Origin of the sequence: Lishizhenia sp., assembly GCF_033720595.1 — a bacterium.
Classification (GTDB): domain Bacteria; phylum Bacteroidota; class Bacteroidia; order Flavobacteriales_D; family Crocinitomicaceae; genus Lishizhenia.
Genome location: NZ_JAWWCF010000249.1, coordinates 1 through 3,448 on the forward strand (window position 1 = coordinate 1; position 3,448 = coordinate 3,448).

5 protein-coding genes are annotated in these 3,448 nt (G+C 36.4%); 2 read left to right on the forward strand and 3 right to left on the reverse strand.

The features are described 5' to 3' along the window. Positions 1-84: 84 nt before the first annotated feature. The 3 genes from R3333_RS13410 to R3333_RS13420 are packed head-to-tail and all read right to left on the reverse strand — an operon-like array spanning position 85 to position 1,886. A complete protein-coding gene (locus R3333_RS13410) occupies positions 85-807 on the reverse strand; it encodes a Bax inhibitor-1/YccA family protein (RefSeq protein ID WP_318959283.1) in 723 nt (240 codons plus the stop codon). Positions 808-816: 9 nt separating this feature from the next. After that, positions 817-1,410 (reverse strand): GTP cyclohydrolase I FolE, encoded by a 594-nt coding sequence (folE, locus tag R3333_RS13415; protein ID WP_318959284.1) that lies wholly within the window; start codon positions 1,408-1,410, stop codon positions 817-819. Between the two features lie 44 nt (positions 1,411-1,454). After that, entirely contained in the window at positions 1,455-1,886 is a 432-nt protein-coding gene (locus R3333_RS13420) for a 6-carboxytetrahydropterin synthase (RefSeq protein WP_318959285.1), read from the reverse strand. A gap of 371 nt (positions 1,887-2,257) precedes the next feature. Here R3333_RS13420 and R3333_RS13425 point away from each other — a divergent pair, with 371 nt between their 5' ends. Further along, positions 2,258-2,875, forward strand: a complete 618-nt coding sequence (locus R3333_RS13425) for a hypothetical protein (RefSeq protein ID WP_318959286.1) — start codon at positions 2,258-2,260, stop codon at positions 2,873-2,875. A 174-nt stretch (positions 2,876-3,049) separates the two neighbouring features. Beyond that, on the forward strand, positions 3,050-3,448 hold a 399-nt coding region (locus R3333_RS13430; protein WP_318959287.1), incomplete at its 3' end, for an ATP-dependent Clp protease proteolytic subunit.

Here is a 3,448-nt window from a genome sequence, read left to right on the forward strand (position 1 = left end):
GGAAGTGCCTTTCTTGCTTTAATATTACTTAAGTTTTGGCTTGGGGACTATAATGGATAGCGCGCCCGTTTGCCTCATTAATCTCTAATCTCTGTTTAAGATTCTTAATAATGACATAAATAGGTTAATGAACAATATATACAATTGCAAACCTCCTATTAATGCTAGTTTCTTTTTATCTGCCGCATCTATGGACGTGTCTTGCGCAATCGCTTTATAGTTTTGCATGTAGTAGGCCGTTAAACCTGTAAATACAAACACCCCTACAATAGAGATAATCCAGTCTAAACCGTCACTACCCACCCAAATATTAACAATACTCGCAATGAAAATCCCGATGAAAGCCATGTACAACAAGCTTCCCATTTTTGTTAAATCTGTTTTTGTTGTATATCCTAACACAGCCATTGCCGCAAATGCCCCAGCACTAATGAAGAAAGTACTAGCAATTTGACCTGAGGTATACACAAAGAAAATGGTAGACAAACTCGTTCCTATTAAGGCTGCATACAAGACGAATAGCCCCATCAATACAGGCATGGATAAACGGTTATAGGCACCTTGAATTAAGAAAGCTAAGCCTACAGGCGCAAAAATAACAACGTACATCAATGGACTCATTGACATCGTGTGCTCATTGTAGAACCATTTGATTACGTTTCCTGAGGCAGCCATCCAATAGGCCAAAAATCCTGAAACGACAAGCGCTAACACCATGTAAGTATATACACTTCTAAAAAACTCCTTGGATTGCGCTTTACTTAGCGACTGATTCGACTCGGTGAAGTCAAGTATTTCGTTACTCATAATATGTGATTAATGTAATTTAGCTTGCACCAAATTAATAAATTCTTTTCTCGTAGAATCGTTGTTTAAAAAATCTCCTGTAAATGCAGATGACGTTGTGGATGAATTTTGTTTTTGCACCCCGCGCATTTGCATACACATGTGGTTACATTCCATTACAACTGCTACACCTTTTGGGTTTAGGGTCTTTTCGATACAATCTCTAATCTCAATAGTCAAACGCTCCTGCACCTGCAATCTTCTGGCAAAGGCATCTACTACACGAGGAATTTTAGAAAGTCCAACAATTTTACCATCTGGAATGTAAGCGATGTGTGCTTTACCAAAGAAAGGCAACATGTGGTGTTCGCACATAGAATAAACTTCTATATCCTTCACAATCACCATTTCAGAATACTCCTCATTGAAGAGTGCTCCTTTTAGAATTTCTTCTGGATCTTCGTCGTACCCTTTAGTTAAATATTGCAATGCCTTTGCTACACGTTCGGGAGTTTTAAGGAGTCCTTCACGGTTTGGATCTTCTCCAATTTCTCCCAATACCTCTTTGTATATTGCGCTTAATTTATCTGTTACTTTATCGTCGTATATGAGTTTTTCTTGCACTTTCGAGTATTAAAATGTTAGTTGTTTGATGAACAAACTTAGAATTAAAATGGTTCGTTACCCCCAAAATATTCAACAAAGTTATTTTCTGTCTCCACCAGCTTAATTTTAGCCAACTCACCGCCAGCCTGTTGAATTGAGTCTTTGATTTGTTCCCAAATCTCAATGATCAAGTTTTCTGTTGAAGCTAGCTTCCCTTTCATAAAAGGAACGTCAAGGTTCAAGTTTTTATGATCAAGTTTTTCTACCACTTCATCTTTAACGATTTTACTCAAATCTTTAAGATCAATCACAAAGCCTGTGTCAGGATTTGGTTTTCCTTTTACGGTAACGTAAATCACAAAATTGTGTCCATGCCAGTTTTTATTGGCACATTTCCCGAACACCTCTTCATTTTTTTCGTCGCTCCACTCTTCTCTCCACAATTTGTGTGCGGCATTAAAATGCTCTCTACGTGTAATATATACTGTTTTCAAAGCTCTTTATTTAAAGAAAATGCAAAGATAGGGTTAATGTGGGAGATTTGCAGTGTGGGCGGGGTGAGATTTTGTTTGGGGGAATAGGAAATATATTGATTAGTCGCATGTTTGCCACATAATTTCATTTGATTAACGCATCTGGTTTTCGTAACTTGAGAATCAACCTAATCTTTACAACCATGAATATCAATGAATTCATCCGCCTTTATGGCACGGAAAAAAAGTGCATTTCTTTCATCAAAGAACACCGCGAAAAATCTGGAGTATCTTGCCCAAAGTGTAAATCAAAAGTTACTAATTGGAAAGAAAAACACATGTTTTGGCGCTGTAAATGTGGCAAAAAAATCAGTTTAAAAAGTGGAACTATTATGGAATCTACCAAGCTCAAATATTCCATTTGGTTTAAAGCTATTTTCTTTATGACCCACGTTAAAAAATCATACTCTACACTAGAACTATCAAGACTTCTAGGTATAAAACGATATAGAACGGTTTGGTATCTGAGCATGAAAATTAGAAGAGCTATGGCCCAAGATTTATTGGCGCGAGAATACTTTCAATTCCTATACATCCTGTCTAAGGAAAATCAGTCCGACTACAACATGAACTCGTTACGACATAAATCCATCAATGCCATTGCCAAAAAACAAAAAATTGGAAGGGATGAAATTAACCTAATTGCTCCAGCTCATATCCATCAAAAAGTTAATGCTCAAGAAGTTCAGTTAATTCGAAAAAACTATAGATGTAAAAAAGTTTTGGGTTTACATAATCAAATTGAAATCAAACCAGCGTACACAGCAACCAAACCCTCTGTTCAAATTTGGATGAAAAAACTACTTAGAAACTCTAATAAATTGCTCAACGGCATCCATCACGGTGTTAGTTTACTACATATTCAGAAATATATGTTCGAATTTTCTTTTAACTACAATTACCGTTACCAAGATAAGTTCCATCCCATAATTGAGCAAATTCTAACCTAGAGATTGGCAAACATGCGACTAATCAATATAATCTACAAAAATCACCTCCTTTTGTCCCCCAAACACCCCAACCCAACTTTCCCAAATCATTTCCCTATAATAGTCCGCTACAAACTCCCCTTTTTAATAAATCATTTTTATATTCGTTACTTATTAATAGAAACACCAATTACAATGTTTGATAATAACGAATTTAATAAGTTTGCTACCAAGCACATGGGGATTAACAGCATGCATTTAGGGCATTATGTTGAATCTTCTCTTACACCATATATCATAGAAGAAAGACAAATGAACATGACCCAAATGGACGTGTTCTCGCGTTTAATGATGGATAGAATTATTTTCTTGGGTACTGGTATTAACGACCAAGTTGCCAACATCATTAACGCCCAATTGTTGTTCTTAGAATCTGTTGATCCTAAAAAAGACATCCAAATTTACTTGAACTCTCCTGGAGGTTCTGTTTATGCCGGATTGGGTATTTACGATACGATGCAATACATCAACCCAGATGTAGCTACAATTTGTACAGGAATGGCAGCTTCTATGGGAGCAGTTTTATTGTGTGCA

What these genes read in the sequence shown, in the direction of transcription:
- R3333_RS13410 (WP_318959283.1), bottom strand. Translation starts at nt 807, where the DNA reads ATGAGTAACGAAATACTTGACTTCACCGAGTCGAATCAGTCGCTAAGT.
- R3333_RS13425 (WP_318959286.1), top strand. Translation starts at nt 2,258, where the DNA reads ATGGAATCTACCAAGCTCAAATATTCCATTTGGTTTAAAGCTATTTTC.